Origin of the sequence: Streptomyces paromomycinus (genome assembly GCF_003865155.1) — a bacterium.
Classification (GTDB): domain Bacteria; phylum Actinomycetota; class Actinomycetes; order Streptomycetales; family Streptomycetaceae; genus Streptomyces; species Streptomyces chrestomyceticus.
In genome coordinates, this window is sequence record NZ_BHZD01000001.1 from 7,975,034 (window position 1) to 7,990,980 (window position 15,947).

Here is a 15,947-nt window from a genome sequence, read left to right on the forward strand (position 1 = left end):
GCCCAGGCCACCGCGGCCGGGCGGCCGAGCAGCCCGGCTCAGCCGGCCGGGCCGGGTACGCGGTACGGGAGGCCCGATGCTGGCAGTACGCGCACGAGCACTGTTCGACGGAGTGGGCCCAGGACTGACCGAACGGCCCACCGTACTGATCGAGAACGGCCGGATCGCCGCCGTCCGCCCCGGCGGGCTGCCGCTCATCGGCACCGACATCCTGGACCTGGGCGCCGCCACCCTCCTCCCCGGCTTCATCGACACCCACACCCACCTGGCGTTCGACGCGAGCGACGACGTCATCGGCCGGCTCACCACCGCCGACGACACCACCCTCCTCGACCGCATCCGAGCCGCCGCGCGAGCCTCCCTGGCCGCCGGGGTCACGACCGTACGAGACCTCGGCGACCGCGCCTACCTCACCCTCCGCCTCCGCACGGAAACCGCACAGGACCCGGCGGCCGGCCCGCACGTGATCGCCGCCGGCCCGCCCCTCACCACCACCCGCGGTCACTGCTGGTTCCTCGGCGGTGCGGCGGAGGGCGTGGACGGCGTCCGCGCGGCCGTACGCGAACGGGCCGAACGCGGCGCCGACCTCGTCAAAGTCATGGTGACCGGCGGCGACCTCACCCCCGGCTCCGACCCGTACAGCGTCCAGTACGGCCGCGACGAACTGCGCGCCGTCGTCGACGAGGCCCACCGCCACAACCTGCCCGTCACCGCCCACGCCCACGCCACCACCGGCATCCGCGAAGCGGTCGCCACCGGCTTCGACACCATCGAACACTGCTTCTTCCTCACCGAGGCCGGCGTCGACTTCGACCGCCAAGTGATCGAGGAAATGGCCCGCCGCGGCACCACCGCCTCCCTCACCCTCGGCGCCCTCCCCGGCGGCCCTCCGCCACCACCCCACATCGCCCGCCGCATCCCGTCCCTCGTCACGGGCCTCGCCACCCTCCGCGCAGCCGGAGTTCCCCTGTCCCTCGGCAGCGACTCCGGCATCTTCCCGGTGAAGGCCCACGGCAGCTACCCGTACGGCATCACCGCCATGGCCGACTTCGGCTTCTCCCCGGTAGAGGCCCTCCGAGCCGCGACCTCGACGGCGGCGCTGGTATGCGGGCTGGGCGGCCGGAAGGGACGCATCGCGGCGGGGTACGACGCGGATCTGGTGGCGGTGGGTGGGGATCCGGTGGCGGATGTGGCGGCGGTGCTGGATGTGGTGGCAGTAATTCGGGGTGGGCAGCGGGTGAGGTGAGGGGCGTCCGGCGAGGGGAGGCATGCCCCTACAACTGATCCCGCACGTCCTCGCGCGGCCTGATCAACGTCAGGCGGCCGGGGTGGCGGGAGGCCCACTGCCCCTGCCCCCACTCCGGCCGAAGCACCCACACGGTCCCGCCGCGCACGTCCGTGACGATCCCGCGCCGGCAGGGGGCCTCGTCATGGATGAGGTCGCCCACCCATGGGCTCCGCTCGTCGCTCATCCTCGTTCCTTCCCGTGCAACTCCGCCCACACCCGCTTGCCCCACGGCAACGGATCGGCGCCCCAGGCCGCCGCCAGGCCGGCCACGAGGGCGAGACCACGCCCGTCCTCGTCCCCGCCGCCCGGCTCCCGGAGTTCCGGCAGCTTCGTCGACTTGTCCACGACGCTGATACGCACGCGGGCCGCTCCCGGCCGGGTGACCGAGATTCGGATGCAACGGCTCCGCGCGTGCTGGACGGCGTTGGACACCAGCTCGGACACGACCAGGGCGCCGTCATCGGCCAAATCCTCCAGCCCCCAGGCGAAAAGGGCGTCGTGCACCAGACGTCTGGCGGTGGCCGCGCTCTCGGAGGCGCGGGGCAAGGTTCCGGCAACTCGTGCCATGCCGATTCGCCCTTTCGGGTCGGTCACGTCCCGCAGCCGTCCGCGCAGCCGCCGGGTTCTTACGGACCGATCATCGGGACGAGCGCCTGCCAGGCCCATCCCGCAGCCCTATAGGCCGTCCTATATTCGCCGTATGACGGCACCCGGCCTCAGCATCTGGTCCCATCCGGAACTGCTTTCCGCGCTCGCCGCCGAGGACTGGGGCGCCGTCCTGCGCACCTACCGCAGACTCTCGGGACTTTCACAGACGAAGGTCGGTGAACGCGTCGGGCTGGCGCAGCCGGACGTCTCCGATATCGAGCGTGGGCGTCGCAGGGTGACGTCCGGTGAGGTGCGGCAGCGCATCGTCGGCGGGCTGGGAGCGCCGGTACATGTGGCTGAGCCGTACCGCGCACCGGTCGCGGGGCTTGTGCTGCCCGGCCCCGGGCCCGACGCCGATCTGCTCGCGCGCATCACCGGTGCGACCGAGGCGACGCACAAGGCGGACGCCGCCACCCTGGACCGGCTGGACAGGCTGCTGGCCGAGCACCGTTCCGCCGAGGACCTGATCGGCTCCCGGCCGCTGGTGGGCCTGATGCGGCAGCAACTCCGTGCTGTCGTGGACCTGTTCGGGAGTGCCCGGGGCCCGCTCGCGGGGCGGGTGGTCCGGCTCGCCGCCGAACACGCCCAGTTCCTCGCGTGGATGGCACAGGACCAGGGGCAGACCGCCGCGGCGCTCGCCTGGTACGACCGCAGTCACGACTGGGCCCTGGAGGCCGGCGACGCGGACATGGCCGCCACGACGCTGAGCATGAAGGCTCACATGGCCTGGTCCGGAGGCCAGGGCGACCGCGCCGTACGGCTGGCCGAGGCGGCGCGCTGGTCGGCCCCGGACGCGTCTCCCGGCGTGCGGGGGATGGCGGCGCAGATGGCCGCGCGCGGACACTCCCTCAACGGCGCGGGAGACCATGCCCACCGTCTGATCGACGAGGCGCAGGGACTGATCACCCGGGCGTCCGAGCACCCGGAGGACGAGCCCGCGTGGATGTACTTCTACGGCGAGACGTGGTTCACGCTCCAGCGTGGCATGATCGCCATGCATTTGCGGGACTGGCCCGACGCCATCGGGCATCTACGCACCGGGCTGGCAAAGCTGGAGGCCCCATACCGACGTGACCGCACCTGGTACGGGTGCTGCCTGGCCCACGCGTACGCCGGGGCCCGGGAGGCCGCCGAAGCCCTGACCGTGGCCGTCCCGCTCGTTCCCGACGCAGCCACGATCGGCCGCCCGCACTCCTGGAACGAGCTGCACGTCACGGCCGCCGCCCTGATGCGCCGCGGGGCGAAGGAGGGGCGTCTGCTCGCGGATGCGCTGGGGCAGTACGACTGACCGCTAACCGCTCAGAACGGACCTGCCCGATGCGTGAGTGGTGGCGTGGCGCCACCTGAGCCCGAACCCGGAAAGGACCGCACGTCCCACTTGTACACAGTGATGGTCACGGGCCTGCCGCCGAAACGGCCCGAGAAATGGCCAAGAGGCCGCATCGGATCTCTCCGATACAGCCTCTGACCTGCGACTCTCACGAGTCGGGACGACAGGATTTGAACCTGCGACCCCTTGACCCCCAGTCAAGTGCGCTACCAAGCTGCGCCACGTCCCGGTGCTCGCTTCGGCCGGGTTTTCCCGGTCGCGGCGTGCACAAGAAAAATACCCTGTCCGGGCCCCTGATTCCAAAGCGGGGGCCTCGTGGGGGTGCAGAACGTCTGAAAAGGGATGTATTGGCGCCGTGCAGGCCGGATGGGGGCGTGCTTGCATGGCGTCATGGGTGAGCGGTCAGGGCGGGGAGAGGTTCGGCAGCGTCGGGTGTACGAGGCGCCCGAGGCCGAGGACGGGGTGCGGGTGCTCGTGGACCGGCTGTGGCCGCGCGGGGTGGCGAAGGATGCCGCGCGGCTGGACGAGTGGTGCAAGGACGTGGCGCCGTCGAAGGAGCTGCGTACCTGGTACGGGCACCGGGCCGAGCGGTACGAGGAGTTTGCCGAGCGGTATCGGGCGGAGCTGGCCGTTTCGCCGGCCGTGGAGGCGCTGGAGCGGCTGCGGGGGTGTGCGGAGGATGGGCCGCTGACGCTGCTCACTGCGACCAAGAGCGTGGAGCTGAGCCATGTGACGGTGTTGGCGGAGGTGCTGGGGGAGTAGTGGGGGGAGGGTGCTCAACGTGCGTTGACCTGGGGTGATTCGCTGTCCTGGGGCCGCGGCTGCGCCATTCGTGTGAAGCGCGTTGACGAATCATGCGGTGGAGTGCATAGTTATACCCATCAGCGTATGCACCGTAAGGAGAAACCCGTGACCGAGCGCGTCGTACTCGCCTACTCGGGCGGCCTGGACACCTCCGTCGCCATCGGCTGGATCGCCGAGGAGACGGGCGCCGAGGTCATCGCCGTGGCTGTGGATGTCGGCCAGGGCGGTGAAGACCTGGACGTCATCCGTAAGCGCGCGCTCGCCTGTGGCGCGGTCGAGGCGGAGGTCGCGGACGCCAAGGACGAATTCGCCGACGAGTACTGCCTGCCGGCGATCAAGGCCAACGCGCTGTACATGGACCGGTACCCGCTGGTCTCCGCGCTGTCCCGGCCGACGATCGTCAAGCACCTCGTCGCCGCGGCCGAGAAGCACGGGGCGAGCACCGTGGCGCACGGCTGCACCGGCAAGGGGAACGACCAGGTGCGGTTCGAGGCGGGGATCTCGTCCCTGGCGCCGGACCTGAAGTGCATCGCTCCCGTCCGGGACTACGCGATGACGCGGGACAAGGCGATCGCGTTCTGCGAGAGCAAGAACCTGCCGATCACGACGACCAAGAAGTCGCCGTACTCGATCGACCAGAACGTCTTCGGGCGGGCCGTGGAGACCGGCTTCCTGGAGGACATCTGGAACGCGCCGATCGAGGACGTGTACGAGTACACGTCCAACCCGGCCACCCCGCGCGAGGCCGACGAGGTCGTCATCACCTTCAAGGAGGGCGTGCCGGTCGCGATCGACGGCAAGCCCGTGTCGGTGCTCCAGGCCATTCAGCAGCTCAACGAGCGGGCCGGCGCGCACGGGATCGGCCGGATCGACATGGTCGAGGACCGGCTGGTCGGCATCAAGTCCCGGGAGGTCTACGAGGCGCCCGGCGCGATCGCGCTGATCACCGCGCACCAGGAGCTGGAGAGCGTCACCGTCGAGCGTGAGCTGGCCCGCTACAAGCGGCAGGTCGAGCAGCGGTGGGGCGAGCTGGTCTACGACGGTCTGTGGTTCTCGCCGCTGAAGCGGGCCCTGGACGGGTTCGTCGAGGAGGCGAACCAGGCGGTGTCCGGTGACATCCGGATGACGCTGCACGGCGGGCGCGCGGTGGTCACCGGCCGGCGGTCGGAGCAGTCGCTGTACGACTTCAACCTGGCGACGTACGACACGGGCGACACCTTCGACCAGTCGCTGTCGAAGGGCTTCATCGAGATCTTCGGGATGTCGTCGAAGATCGCCGCCAAGCGGGATCTGGCGTAAGGGCGCGAAGCCCAGGGGCGGGAAGCCGTCACGGCCGGGGGGCTTCTGCTGCTCCGGCTCCGTCCCCGGCGGCCGGTTCTCCGCCGGCCGCCGGGGATCCGTACATCTCACCATCCACGAGGAGCTGAGCAAGTGAGCAGCAACAGCGGTGACGTCCGGCTCTGGGGCGGCCGGTTCGCCGACGGGCCCGCCGAGGCCCTGGCGAAGCTGTCCGCCTCCGTCCACTTCGACTGGCGGCTGGCGCCGTACGACATCGCGGGTTCCCGTGCCCACGCGCGCGTGCTGCACAAGGCGGGGCTGCTCACCGAGGACGAGCTCACGCGGATGCTGAGCGGGCTGGATCAGCTGGAGGCCGATGTCGCCGACGGGAGTTTCGTCGGGACCGTCGCGGACGAGGACGTGCACACCGCGCTGGAGCGGGGGCTGCTGGAGCGGCTCGGACCGGACCTCGGCGGCAAGCTGCGGGCCGGGCGGTCCCGGAACGACCAGGTCGCCACGCTGTTCCGGATGTATCTACGGGACCATGCCCGGATCATCGGCGGACTGATCGCGGATCTTCAGGAGGCGCTGGTCGGGCTGGCTGAGGCGCACCCGGATGTCGCGATGCCGGGACGTACGCACCTCCAGCACGCGCAGCCGGTGCTGTTCGCGCACCATGTCCTCGCACACGTCCAGGCCATGTCGCGGAACGCGGAGCGGCTGCGGCAGTGGGACGCGCGGACGGCTGTCTCGCCGTACGGGTCGGGGGCCCTGGCGGGCTCCTCGCTCGGGCTGGACCCGGAGGCGGTCGCCGCCGACCTCGGGTTCGAGGGCGGCAGCGCGGCCAACTCCATCGACGGGACGGCGTCCCGGGACTTCGTCGCCGAGTTCGCCTTCGTCACCGCGATGATCGGTATCGACCTGTCCCGGATCGCGGAGGAGGTCATCATCTGGAACACGAAGGAGTTCTCCTTCGTGACCCTGCACGACGCCTTCTCCACCGGCTCCTCGATCATGCCGCAGAAGAAGAACCCGGACATCGCCGAGCTGGCCCGTGGCAAGTCCGGGCGGCTGGTCGGCAACCTGACGGGCTTGCTGGCCACGCTGAAGGCGCTGCCGCTCGCGTACAACCGGGACCTCCAGGAGGACAAGGAGCCGGTCTTCGACTCCTGCGACCAGCTGGAGATCCTGCTGCCGGCGTTCACCGGGATGATGGCCACGCTGACCGTCAACCGGGAGCGGATGGCGGAGCTGGCCCCGGCGGGGTTCTCGCTGGCCACGGACATCGCCGAGTGGCTGGTGCGGCAGGGGGTGCCGTTCCGGGTGGCGCACGAGGTCGCGGGGGAGTGCGTGAAGGAGTGCGAGCGGCACGGCATCGAGCTGGACGAGCTGAGCGACGAGCAGTTCGCCGCGATCTCGCCGCATCTGACGCCTGAGGTGCGGACGGTGCTGAACGTGGCCGGCGCGCTCGCCTCGCGCAGCGGCCGGGGCGGCACGGCCCCGTCCGCCGTCGCCGTCCAGCTGGCGGAGGTCAAGACGGATCTGGCTGCGCAGCGGGAGTGGGCGGACGCCAAGCGCTGAGCGACCGTGCGCCCGCATGGATACGGCGGGTGCGAGCACCGGACGGCGGTGTTCGCACCCGGGCCGCGGCCCCTTCGGAGATGTCCGGAGGGGCCGCGGCCGTTTTCCGGAAGGGGCGGGGGAGGGGCGGGAGAAAAGGCGTGAGACGTTCGTGTCTCATTCGGGTATTCTCTGTCTCATGGCCGTTGACCGAGAACACGTACTGAAAGAAGCCGCCGGCCTGCTCACCCGCAAGGCGACCGCCGGCATGGACGAGATCGCCAAGGCCGCCGGCATCAGCCGGGCCACCCTCCACCGGCACTTCGCGGGCCGCGACGCCCTGATCAAGGCGCTGGAGGAGCTGGGCATCCGGCAGTTCACCGAGGCGCTGGACGCCGCCCGACTCGACGAGGACGACGCGGTGAGCGCGCTGCGCCGGCTGATCACCGCGTCCGAGCCGGTCGCCGGCTTCCTGTCCTTCCTCTACACCGAGAACCAGCTCTTCGAGGGCGAGGAGGTCAACGACGGCTGGGCGCGGCTGGACGCCCGGATCCACGCCCTGTTCCGGCGCGGCCAGGAGGAGGGCGACTTCCGGATCGACCTGACGCCCGTGTGGCTCACCGAGGCGCTGTACGGACTGATCGGCGCCGGCGCGTGGGCCGTGCACGAAGGGCGCGTCGCCCGCAGGGACCTCGACCACTCGATCGCCGAGCTGCTGCTCGGCGGCATCCGACGGAGCATGGAGAAATGAGCAAGCCCGCCAAGGAGACCGCGGAGCGCACCGGCGCCACCGCGGAGCACCAGCCCCGCCCCGGACGCTGGCTCGCGCTCGCCGTCCTGGTCCTCGCCGTCCTGCTGGTCGGCGTGGACGCCACCGTCCTGGGCCTGGCCACCCCGTTCCTCAGTGAGGACCTGCGCCCGTCCGGCACCCAGCTGCTGTGGATCGGCGACGTCTACTCGTTCGTCATCGCCGGTCTGCTGGTCTCCATGGGCAGCCTCGGCGACCGCATCGGACGCAAGAAGCTGCTGCTGACCGGATCGGTCGTGTTCGGCGCCATGTCGGTGCTCGCCGCCTACGCGAGCAGCCCGGCCATGATGATCGTGGCGCGGGCGCTGCTGGGTGTGGCGGGCGCGACGCTGATGCCGTCCACCCTCGCGCTGATCCGCAACCTCTTCCACGACCCCAAGGAACGCAGCCTGGCCATCGGCATCTGGGGCGCCATGGCCTCGGCGGGCGCGGCCGTCGGCCCGGTGCTCGGCGGTTTCCTGCTGGGCCACTTCTGGTGGGGCTCGGTCTTCCTGATCAACCTGCCGGTGATGGCGCTGCTGGTGATCATCGGTGCCAAGGTGCTGCCGGAGTCCCGCAACCCGAACCCCGGGCCGTGGGACCTGCCCAGTGTGGGCCTGTCCCTGGTGGGCATGGTCGGCGTCGTCTACGCGGTCAAGGAAGCGTCGGTGCACGGCTTCCGCTGGGACATCGCGGCGGCCGCCGTCCTCGGGCTGCTCGCGCTGGTCACCTTCGTCCGCCGGCAGCAGTCCCTGGCCTCGCCGCTGCTGGACATGAAGCTCTTCCAGCACCGCGGCTTCTCCGGCGCCGTACTGGCCGACCTGCTGACCATCCTGGGCCTGTCCGGCCTGGTCTTCTTCCTCTCGCAGTTCCTCCAGATGGTGCAGCTGCGCTCGCCGCTCAACGCGGGCCTGGTCGAGCTGCCCGCCGCGATCGGCGCGGTGGGCGCCGGACTGGCCGCCGGGTACGTGGCCCGGCGGCTGTCCGTACGGCTCGTCGTCGCCGGCGGTCTGGGCGTGGTCGGCCTGGCCCTGGCCGGCTGCATCGGCCTGGGGCAGGACACCAGCACCTTCACCCTCGGCGCGATCCTGTTCGCCGTCGGCATCGGGGCGGGCTTCGCCTTCACCGTCACCGCGGACGTGATCCTCTCCAGCGTGCCCAAGGAGCAGGCGGGCGCCGCCTCCGCGGTCTCGGAGACGGCGTACGAACTGGGCGCGGCCCTCGGCATCGCGCTGCTCGGCTCCATCGTCACCGGCATCTACCGGGACTTCGCGACCCCGCAGGGAGTGCCGGAGACGACCGCGGACGCCGCCAGGGAGTCGCTCGGCGGTGCCGTCGAGGCGTCCGGAAGCCTGCCGCCCGACGCCGGGGACGGCCTGCTGAAGGCCGCTCAGCACGCGTTCGTCGACGGCCTGGACACCGCGGCCGGGGTCGGCGCGGCCGTCCTGATCGCCGCCGCCTGTGCCGCGTGGTTCCTGCTGCGCGGGCAGCGGCTGGAGGACGGCTCCGCCGGGGTGGAGCCCGAACCCGAGGCCGAGGTCACGCGTCACTGATCCGGGTGGTCCGGGCGGCCTTTTGTCACCGGTCCGGGTGAACCGTGAAAACGTGCATCACCGGTCCGAGTGATTTCTGAGAAGGTGCCGCAGTGACCCCTGTGGTCCGTGGTACCGGGCGGGGGACGGCAGTTGTCCCCCGCCCGTTCACGTTCCGGCCGCCTCGTGTGGGCCGGGAGGCTCCCATGGCTCGTTTGACTCTCCAGTCGTTCCCCCGCACTCGGGCACTCTCTGGAGGGTGACGACCTTGGCAGAGCTCGGCAGACGCATGTTCCTCACCGCGGCGGGGGCTCTGGCCACCGCCAGCGCGGTCGGCACCCACGCCTACGCCTCCGGCCACGCGCGCGACGCGGGGTCGGCTGACGAGTACGTGGACGTGCAACTGCTCAACATCACCGACCTCCACGGATACCTCCAGGCGGCCCCGGGCAGCAGCTCGGTCATCACCGGCGCCGGTGGCAGGAAGTACACCGTGGGCGGCGTGGCCTACATGGCCGCGCACCTCGAACGGCTGCGGGCGGACCGCGCCAACTCCCTCTTCTTCGCGCCCGGCGACCTCTTCTCCGGCTGGGAGTTCCCCGCCGAGTCGCTCGCCGACGAGCCGACCATCGAAGCCCTCAACCGGATGGGCATGGACTTCGCCTCGGCGGGCAACCACGAGTTCGACAAGTCGCCCGCCTTCCTCTCCCAGCACATGGTGGACGGCATCTCCTACCCGACGGTCGACTGGGACAACTCCTTCGTCGACTCCTCCGGACAGCGGTTCCACGGCGCCGACTTCGCGTACTACAGCGCCAACACGGTGTGGGCCCGCAACGGGGAACTGGTCCTGCCGCCGTACAACATCGAGTGGGTGGACGCCGGACAGGGACGACGGCTGCCGATCGGCTTCATCCACCTGACCGCCATCGGCACCGAGACCATGCCGGCCTCCTACCAGCCGGGCCTGCGCACCCTCGACCAGCTGGCCACCGCCAACCGCTGCGCCGCCGAGCTGAAGTCACGCGGCGTCAACGCGATCGTGCTCAGCATGCACGACGGCGCGGTGGCCGGCGGCGACTTCAACAGCGGCACCAACCCCTCGGGCCCCGCCTACGAACTGGCGCTGCGCTGCTCGCCCGACATCGACGCCATCGTCTGCGGCCACTGGCACACCGCCTTCAACATGATGGTCCCCGACCCCGACGGGGTACCCCGCCCGTTCGTCGAGGCCGGCTGCCACGGCCAGATCGTCAACGAGATCAGCCTCCGCCTGGACCCGAGCACCGGCAAGGTCGTCCGCGAGCTGACCACCTCCACCAACCACCCCAACACCCGCGACGTGGCGCCCCACCCGGAGCTGTCGGACGTCGTCAAGTACTGGGCGGGGTACGGGACCCGGCGCGCCGCGCTGCCCCTCGGCAAGCAGTCCGCCTCCTTCACCCGGACCCGCAACGCGGCGGGCGAGTCCACCATGGGCGACCTGGTGGCCGACTGGGCGCTGTGGGCCGGGCGGCAGCCGCAGGGCCCGATGAACGACGCCAACCTCGACCCCGCCGTCCCCGCCGACCTGGCCCTCATCGCCATCGCGCCGCGCATCGGGCAGGCCATCATCGCCGGGGACCTCCCGTACGACGCCGCGACGAACGGCACGGTCGCCTTCGGCAAGGCGTGGAACGCGGTCGGCTTCGGCGACCCGATCGTCACGGCCACCGTCACCGGGCAGCAGATCCACGACGCGCTGGAGCAGCAGTGGACCGTGCCCGTCGGCGGCGGTCTGAAGTACGCGCCGCTGGCCGTCTCCGCCAACGTCCGCTACAGCTTCGACGCGACGGGCCCGGCGGGTGACCGGGTCGACCCGGCCGACGTGTTCATCGACGGCACCGCGCTGGACGTGACCCGCTCGTACCGCGTCGCGGCGCCGTCGTACACGCTGCTCAACCAGGACGGCTACCCGGCGTTCACCGGCTTCACCCGGCCCTTCCGGCACAACCGCGACTTCGAGAGCTTCGTGGCGTACGTCAAGGAGCGGGGCCGTATCGAGCCCGCGCCGCTGAACCGGGTGACGGTGAAGAACAGCAGCGCGCCGGGCGCGCGGATCGGCGCGACCACGGTCCCGCCCCGGCTGCGCAGCGCGGGGGGCAAGGTACTGCCCCGGGCCGAGGCCGCGATGCTCGCCGCCGGGCGGCCGTCGGCGGAAGGATTCCGCGTGCCCTGTTAGCGGTACGGGACAGCTGTCGTACGGGAGTGACACCGCGGCAACGCGCAGGGCCCCGTCCGGGATCGGACGGGGCCCTGCGCTCAGCGGGTCCGGGCGGCGGTCAGGCCGCGCGTGCCTTGGTGGCGTACATGTCCACGTACTCCTGGCCGGACAGCTCCATGACGTCGCTCATCACCTCGTCGGTGACGGCGCGCAGCACGTAGCGGTCCCGGTCCATGCCCTCGTAGCGGGAGAAGTCCAGCGGCTCACCGAAGCGGCAGGTCACCGGCGCCACGTGCGGGCGGCCCTTGCCGCCGGGCTGCACCTTGTCGGTGCCGATCATCGCGAACGGCACGACGGGCGCGCCGGTCATCAGGGCGAGCCGGGCGATGCCGGTACGGCCGCGGTACAGCCGGCCGTCGGGGGAGCGGGTGCCCTCGGGGTAGATGCCGAAGATCTTCCCCTCCTCCAGGATGCGGCGGCCGGTCATCAGGGCGGCGACGCCGCCGTGCCCGCCGTCCCGGTCCACCGGGATCATGCCGGCGGTGGTGAAGAACCAGGCCATCAGGCGGCCCTTGAAGCCCTTGCCGTTCACGTACTCGTCCTTGCCGATGAAGAACACCTGGCGCTTGACGATGAGCGAGAGGAAGAGCGAGTCGATGAAGGTGACGTGGTTGCCGGCCAGGATCACCGGCCCACTGCCCGGGATGCGCTCCACGCCCTCGACCTTCGGGCGGAACAGGACACGCATGACGAATCCGAGAAACGCCTTCAGCAGAATGCGGGACAACGGGCCCTCCGGTCGTGGGTGGTCTGCGGCGGCCGCCGCGAGCGTGCACGAGTATGCAGCCCAGGACGATACTCGTCGGCCCGCCTCGATCGCACATCGGGTTCACGGGACCGATACGCAGAGTTGACATCCGTTTCCCACGCGTTGGGGGCCGGGTCTCCCGTTCGAAAGGTGTACGTGCCTAGGATCGCCCCGACCCCATTGTCAGGTGCCGGACACCCTCACCGGTGCCCTGGAGCAAGGAGCGCGATCATGCAGGAACGGCAGCAGCCGGGACGCCGGACGGTACTGGGCGCGGCGGCCCTCGGCGCGGGTGCGGCGGTCTGGGGCGGCACCGGCACGGCGAGCGCCGCGAGTTCCCGCGGGCGCGGTCACGGCGCGCACGACGAGCTGCCCGTACCGCTGATCGTCGGCCACCGCGGCGCCAGCGGCTACCGCCCCGAGCACACCCTCGGCTCCTACCAGCTCGCCCTGGACATGGGCGCGGACGTCATCGAGCAGGACGTCGTGCCGACCAAGGACGGCCACCTCGTCTGCCGCCACGAGAACGACATCACCGCCACCACGGACGTCTCCGCGCACCCGGAGTTCGCGCACCGCAAGACAACCAAGTCGGTCGACGGTGTGAAGCTCACCGGCTGGTTCACCGAGGACTTCACGCTCGCCGAGCTGAAGACGCTCCGGGCGAAGGAGCGCATTCCGGGCACCCGGCAGCACAACACCCTTTATGACGGCGTGTGGGACGTACCCACCTTCGAAGAGGTGCTGAAGTGGGCCGACCGCGAGGGCCGCAAGCGCGGCCGCCGCATCTGGCTGCACATTGAGACCAAGCACCCCACCTACTTCCGCAAGCTGGGCCTGGGGCTGGAGGAACGTCTCGCCCGGCTGCTGCGCAAGTACGGCCGCCACAAGAAGCACTCGCCCAACTTCCTGCAGTCCTTCGAGCCCAGCAGCATCCAGCGCCTCGACAAGCTCGTGGCCTGCCCCAAGGTCGTCCTGCTGGGCACCCTCAAGGACCGCCCGTGGGACTTCGAGGTGGCGGGCGACCCGCGCACCACCGCCGACCTGGTCAAGCCCGCCGGCCTGAAGTGGATCTCCGGCTTCGCGGAGGGCATCGGACCGGACCTGACCGTCATCCTTCCGCGCACCAAGGACGACAAGCTGGGCGCGCCCTCCTCCGTCGTCAAGGACGCACACGCCGCCGGACTGGTCCTGCACCCCTACACCGGCCGTAACGAGAACACCTTCCTGCCCGCCGACTTCCGCCGCGGCACCGACCCGAACGCGTACGGCGACGCGCTGGGCTACTTCAAGAAGTGCCTGGCCACCGGTATCGACGGCCTCTTCTCCGACAACTGCGACACGGCCCTGCTGGCCGCCGCGGAGTTCCGCAAGCACTGACCGGCGGGGCGCCGCAACGCGTCACCCCACGACCGCCGGTGCCACGGACGAGTGAGGCCGTGGCACCGGCGAAACCACCGGGCCGCGCCGCCGCGTCTCGCACGCCATGCGGCACGCCACCACGGACGACGACCTCATTCGTACGCTGCGCCCCCTGCTCGCCGCCGAAGTCGCGGCCGAAGCGGCCGCCGCCGGAGCCGATGCCGAAGACCTCGAACAGGGCGTGTGGACCCGGCTGCTGGAACACACCCGCGCGGCCGGGCCGCCCGCCGAACCCGTCCGCTGGCTGCGCCACGCGGTCCGCGCCGAAGCCCGCTGCGCACGGCGGCTGGCGCAATGGGAGATCCCGTACGACCCCACCGGACCGCAGCCCCCGATCGCCGCCGTCGCCGAACGCGCGGCCCTGGAGGCCGAGGCACGCCGGGCCCTGCTCGCCGTCGTCGAACGGCTCCCCGGACGCTGCCCCGCCCTGGTCCGTGCCCTGTTGTCGCGCTCCGACCTCACCTACCGCGAAATCGCGAGCGCGTTGGGAATGTCACAGGGGAGCTTGGGGCCGGTCCGTTCCCGTTGCCTGGAATGCCTGCGCAGAATGCTCACGGCGGAGGTTGCCGCTGCGCGAAACCGGGGAGTCCGGAAGCAGCAGCGTCAGTCACGCCACGACGGCGACGTGCACCCCACGGCGCTGTCGGTCAGGGCAATCGGTCCGGGCGTACCCTCGCACCCTCTGCGCGCCCGGGCGCACCGAACCGAACAAGGGGAGGCAAACGCGCATGGGCATGAGCGTGACCGTCTCGGCAGCGACCGACCAGGACGCCGAGCAGATCCTCAAACTCCAGTACCTCTGCTACCAGCCGGAGGCCGCGCTGTACGACGACTACTCGATCCCGCCGCTCACCCAGACCCTGGATGACCTGCGTGCCGAACTGAGCGACGCCTGCGTGGTGGTGGCCCGGCTCGGCACGGAGGTCGTCGGGGCGGTGCGCGGCACGGTCGGCGCCGACGGCACCGCCGCCATCGGCACGCTCGTCGTCCACCCGCGGATGCAGCGCCACGGACTCGGCGGACGGCTGCTGACCGCCGTCGAGGAGCGGCTGGCCACAGAGCGCTCGGCCAAGCGCTACCGGCTGACCGCCGGGCACCGCAGCGAGGGCAACCTGCGCCTGTACCGCAGTCACGGCTACGCCTCCGTCGGCACCGAGCAGGTCAGCCCCCGGCTCAGCCGCATCACGCTGGAGAAGGAGGCGGCCGGCGTGGCAGGCGCGGCGCAGGACTACGTGGCGAGCGCCTGACCGACCGGCCCCGGACGGCGAGGGCCCGCCGGGAAAGTGTCACGCCCGGCGGGCCCGCCGCAGCCAGAGTAGACCGGTCACCGGCAGGAAGATCGGGATGAAGAGGTAGCCCATCCCGAAGTTCGACCAGACGGTGGCGTCCGGGAAGGCGGAGCGGTCCACCAGCGTCCACGTGCCGACGCCGAGCACGCCGAGCAGCTCCAGCGCGCAGCACACGACCGCCGCGCGGCGGGCCCCCTCCCCGCCGCGCACCAGCGAGAACAGGATGAAGGCGTAGACCACCGCGGAGACCGCGGACAGGATGTACGCCAGCGGCGCCCGGTCGAACTGCGCGATCAGCTGGTAGGCCGCGCGCGACGCGGCGGCGACGGTGAAGACGCCGTACAGGGCCACCAGCAGCCGCCCGGGGCCGGTGCCCAGGGAGCGCCGCTCCCCGGCGGAGCCCTTCGGAGCGGCCTCGGAGGACCGGGCTCCCGCGGATGTCTCAGGCATGGCCGCCTCCCCAGATGTCGAACAGCCGCACTTCCAGTACGGCGAGGACCACCGCGCCCGCCGCGACGGTGGCCGAGCCCCAGCGGGTCCGCTCCGAGAGCGAGAGGAAACCGGTGGCCGGCACGCAGGCCGCCGCCCCGACCAGATAGGCGACGAAGATCGCCGTACCGTCCCGGGGTGTCTGGCCGCCCCCCAACTGCACCAGCCCGACGATCAGTTGGACCACGCCGAGCAGCGAGACCACGGCCATGCCGATGAAGTGCCAGTCCTTCGTCGGCTCGTCGCGGTACGCGGCGAAGCCGCACCAGGCGGCCAGGGCGAGCGCGGTCACGCCGATCGCGGCCGTCAGCGCGTCGATCACCGGGACCTCCGCGCGGCGCGGCTGCGCGCAGTGGAGAAAAGGGGCATGAGGTGACTCTAATCGGCGGCCGGGCGGGGGGTGCGCGCGGGCCCGCCGGTCACGGGTGGGCGATCTTCGGCGACCGGGCGCGGGCACGCGGGCCGGTCACCCGTGACCGCCGCGACCGGCCGCCCTCGGTCGCTTCGAG

At 71.4% G+C, this 15,947-nt stretch carries 15 protein-coding genes, 1 tRNA gene and 1 pseudogene; 11 read left to right on the plus strand and 6 right to left on the minus strand.

The annotated features are described in order from the left end of the window. The first annotated feature begins 76 nt into the window (after positions 1-76). Positions 77-1,246, plus strand: a complete 1,170-nt coding sequence (locus tag OEIGOIKO_RS34435) for a metal-dependent hydrolase family protein (protein ID WP_125057314.1) — start codon at positions 77-79, stop codon at positions 1,244-1,246. A 28-nt stretch (positions 1,247-1,274) separates the two neighbouring features. On the opposite strand, the gene OEIGOIKO_RS34440 is transcribed toward OEIGOIKO_RS34435, so the two are convergent. Together OEIGOIKO_RS34440 and OEIGOIKO_RS34445 are read right to left on the minus strand one after the other, a co-directional pair. Continuing rightward, positions 1,275-1,472, minus strand: coding sequence for a hypothetical protein (locus tag OEIGOIKO_RS34440; RefSeq protein ID WP_125057315.1), 198 nt, complete (start codon positions 1,470-1,472; stop codon positions 1,275-1,277). Beyond that, positions 1,469-1,855 carry an ATP-binding protein gene (locus OEIGOIKO_RS34445; RefSeq protein ID WP_125057316.1) on the minus strand — a complete coding sequence of 129 codons (387 nt, stop codon included), beginning with the start codon at positions 1,853-1,855 and terminating at the stop codon, positions 1,469-1,471. Before OEIGOIKO_RS34445 ends, OEIGOIKO_RS34440 begins: the two co-directional genes overlap by 4 nt. A gap of 133 nt (positions 1,856-1,988) precedes the next feature. Here OEIGOIKO_RS34445 and OEIGOIKO_RS34450 point away from each other — a divergent pair, with 133 nt between their 5' ends. After that, a complete protein-coding gene (locus tag OEIGOIKO_RS34450) occupies positions 1,989-3,224 on the plus strand; it encodes a helix-turn-helix domain-containing protein (RefSeq protein ID WP_125057317.1) in 1,236 nt (411 codons plus the stop codon). Positions 3,225-3,421: 197 nt separating this feature from the next. Here the strand turns inward: OEIGOIKO_RS34450 and OEIGOIKO_RS34455 are convergent. Then, positions 3,422-3,495: transfer RNA gene (locus OEIGOIKO_RS34455), tRNA-Pro, on the minus strand. A 161-nt stretch (positions 3,496-3,656) separates the two neighbouring features. Here OEIGOIKO_RS34455 and OEIGOIKO_RS34460 point away from each other — a divergent pair. The 6 genes from OEIGOIKO_RS34460 to OEIGOIKO_RS34485 all read left to right on the plus strand — a co-directional run bounded on the left by OEIGOIKO_RS34460 (position 3,657) and on the right by OEIGOIKO_RS34485 (position 11,448). Further along, positions 3,657-4,028, plus strand: coding sequence for a DUF488 domain-containing protein (locus tag OEIGOIKO_RS34460; protein WP_125057318.1), 372 nt, complete (start codon positions 3,657-3,659; stop codon positions 4,026-4,028). A 147-nt stretch (positions 4,029-4,175) separates the two neighbouring features. After that, a complete protein-coding gene (locus OEIGOIKO_RS34465; protein ID WP_125057319.1) occupies positions 4,176-5,369 on the plus strand; it encodes an argininosuccinate synthase in 1,194 nt (397 codons plus the stop codon). 132 nt (positions 5,370-5,501) lie between these two features. Continuing rightward, positions 5,502-6,929: an argininosuccinate lyase gene (gene argH, locus OEIGOIKO_RS34470; protein ID WP_125057320.1), complete on the plus strand. Its 1,428-nt coding sequence runs from the start codon at positions 5,502-5,504 to the stop codon at positions 6,927-6,929. Positions 6,930-7,107: 178 nt separating this feature from the next. Beyond that, positions 7,108-7,659 (plus strand): TetR/AcrR family transcriptional regulator, encoded by a 552-nt coding sequence (locus tag OEIGOIKO_RS34475; RefSeq protein WP_125057321.1) that lies wholly within the window; start codon positions 7,108-7,110, stop codon positions 7,657-7,659. After that, a complete protein-coding gene (locus OEIGOIKO_RS34480; protein ID WP_125057322.1) occupies positions 7,656-9,248 on the plus strand; it encodes an MFS transporter in 1,593 nt (530 codons plus the stop codon). Before OEIGOIKO_RS34475 ends, OEIGOIKO_RS34480 begins: the two co-directional genes overlap by 4 nt. A gap of 268 nt (positions 9,249-9,516) precedes the next feature. After that, the gene (locus OEIGOIKO_RS34485; protein WP_174857342.1) at positions 9,517-11,448 is read left to right on the plus strand and encodes a bifunctional metallophosphatase/5'-nucleotidase; all 1,932 of its coding nucleotides are present in this window, start codon (positions 9,517-9,519) and stop codon (positions 11,446-11,448) included. Positions 11,449-11,548: 100 nt separating this feature from the next. On the opposite strand, the gene OEIGOIKO_RS34490 is transcribed toward OEIGOIKO_RS34485, so the two are convergent. Then, a complete protein-coding gene (locus OEIGOIKO_RS34490; protein ID WP_125057323.1) occupies positions 11,549-12,217 on the minus strand; it encodes a lysophospholipid acyltransferase family protein in 669 nt (222 codons plus the stop codon). A gap of 252 nt (positions 12,218-12,469) precedes the next feature. On the opposite strand from OEIGOIKO_RS34490, the gene OEIGOIKO_RS34495 reads away from it, so the two are divergent. From OEIGOIKO_RS34495 to OEIGOIKO_RS34505, 3 genes and pseudogenes are all read left to right on the plus strand, one after another. Next, a complete protein-coding gene (locus OEIGOIKO_RS34495; RefSeq protein ID WP_125057324.1) occupies positions 12,470-13,618 on the plus strand; it encodes a glycerophosphodiester phosphodiesterase in 1,149 nt (382 codons plus the stop codon). A 106-nt stretch (positions 13,619-13,724) separates the two neighbouring features. Beyond that, positions 13,725-14,246, plus strand: a pseudogene (locus tag OEIGOIKO_RS43245) (sigma-70 RNA polymerase sigma factor region 4 domain-containing protein); the annotation flags it as partial. Positions 14,247-14,388: 142 nt separating this feature from the next. Then, positions 14,389-14,907, plus strand: a complete 519-nt coding sequence (locus tag OEIGOIKO_RS34505; RefSeq protein ID WP_125057325.1) for a GNAT family N-acetyltransferase — start codon at positions 14,389-14,391, stop codon at positions 14,905-14,907. A 39-nt stretch (positions 14,908-14,946) separates the two neighbouring features. On the opposite strand, the gene OEIGOIKO_RS34510 is transcribed toward OEIGOIKO_RS34505, so the two are convergent. Together OEIGOIKO_RS34510 and OEIGOIKO_RS34515 are read right to left on the minus strand one after the other, a co-directional pair. Beyond that, entirely contained in the window at positions 14,947-15,399 is a 453-nt protein-coding gene (locus OEIGOIKO_RS34510) for a hypothetical protein (RefSeq protein ID WP_125057326.1), read from the minus strand. Further along, complete coding sequence (locus OEIGOIKO_RS34515) at positions 15,392-15,760, minus strand: hypothetical protein (protein ID WP_125057327.1); 369 nt, start codon at positions 15,758-15,760, stop codon at positions 15,392-15,394. Before OEIGOIKO_RS34515 ends, OEIGOIKO_RS34510 begins: the two co-directional genes overlap by 8 nt. Positions 15,761-15,947 lie beyond the last annotated feature (187 nt).